1 protein-coding gene is annotated in these 1,203 nt (G+C 55.2%); it reads left to right on the top strand.

Annotation, left to right across the window (positions count from 1 at the left end; all coding sequences use genetic code 11):
* Positions 1–65: 65 nt before the first annotated feature.
* Positions 66–1,180 (top strand): IS3 family transposase gene (locus tag CR254_RS17795; RefSeq protein WP_097932395.1). Its coding sequence is split into 2 segments (ribosomal slippage): positions 66–315 and positions 315–1,180, totalling 1,116 coding nucleotides; the frame shifts between segments, so codons are not numbered across the junction.
* Positions 1,181–1,203 lie beyond the last annotated feature (23 nt).

Raw genomic sequence — 1,203 nt, 5'->3', positions numbered from 1 at the left:
TTGACCTGCTCCCCTGAAAAGTCCGGTGTTTTGAGTTAGCCTGTTCTCCAAGAAGGAGACAGACGATGAAGAGAAGCCGTTTCAGCGAAGAACAGATAATCGGGATACTGAAGGAGCATCAGGCAGGGCTTGGCGCGAAGGAGCTGTGCCGCAAGCATGGCGTGAGCGATGCGACGCTTTATAAATGGCGGTCCAAATATGGCGGTATGGAAGTATCGGAGGCCAAGAGACTGAAGGCGCTGGAGGTTGAGAATGCCAAACTGAAGAAGCTGCTGGCTGAGCAAATGATGGATGTGTCGACGCTCAAGGAGATGTTGGGAAAAAACTTTTGAGGCCCGGTTCACGCAAAAGGGCAGTGACCTGGGCCATGACAGAGAAGCAATACAATCAAAAGCGGGCCTGCGCCTTGGCTGGGATCGATCCGCGTGTTTATCGGCGGGCGTCGCAGCGCTCATCGGACATTGATCTGCGAGACCGATTGAAGGAGCTGTCATCTGAACGGCGTCGTTTTGGATACCGGCGGCTGCACATCCTGCTCAAACGTGAAGGCTGGGCGGTGAACTGGAAGAAGCTGTATCGGATCTACCGCGAAGAAGGATTAACTGTCCGCAAACGAGGCGGTCGCAAGCGCGCTGTGGGCACCCGAGCGCCGATGGCAATCCCGCAGGGGCCAAACCAACGGTGGTCGCTCGACTTTGTATCCGACAGTCTGTCTTGCGGTCGTCGCTTCCGCATTCTGAACGTGATCGACGACTTCAGTCGCGAATGTTTGGCTGCCGTGGTCGACACATCGCTCTCAGGTGACCGTGTGGGGCGGGAGCTGGACCGCATTGCTGCGATACGCGGCTACCCCTGCATGGTGGTTAGCGACAACGGCACAGAACTAACTTCGAATGCGATCTTAAAATGGCAGGAGGACCGTAAGATTAACTGGCACTACATCGCACCGGGCAAGCCCATGCAAAACGGGTTTGTCGAAAGCTTCAACGGGCGCATGAGAGACGAATGTCTAAATGAACACCTGTTCGATAACCTACGCCATGCCCGCAACCTGATCGCGGCATGGCGCACCGACTTCAACCATAACCGCCCACACACAAGCCTCGCTGGCCTAACACCAGCCGAATATGTTAACCGGTCAAAGGAAGACCAAAACCTGAACAGAGCTAACCTAAATTAGCGGACTCAATGGGGAGCAGGTCA

This window comes from Pontivivens marinum (assembly GCF_900231835.1).
Taxonomy (GTDB): domain Bacteria; phylum Pseudomonadota; class Alphaproteobacteria; order Rhodobacterales; family Rhodobacteraceae; genus Pontivivens; species Pontivivens marinum.
Note: the sequence above shows the minus strand (reverse complement) of the source record. Positions and strands in the feature narration are given on the sequence as shown.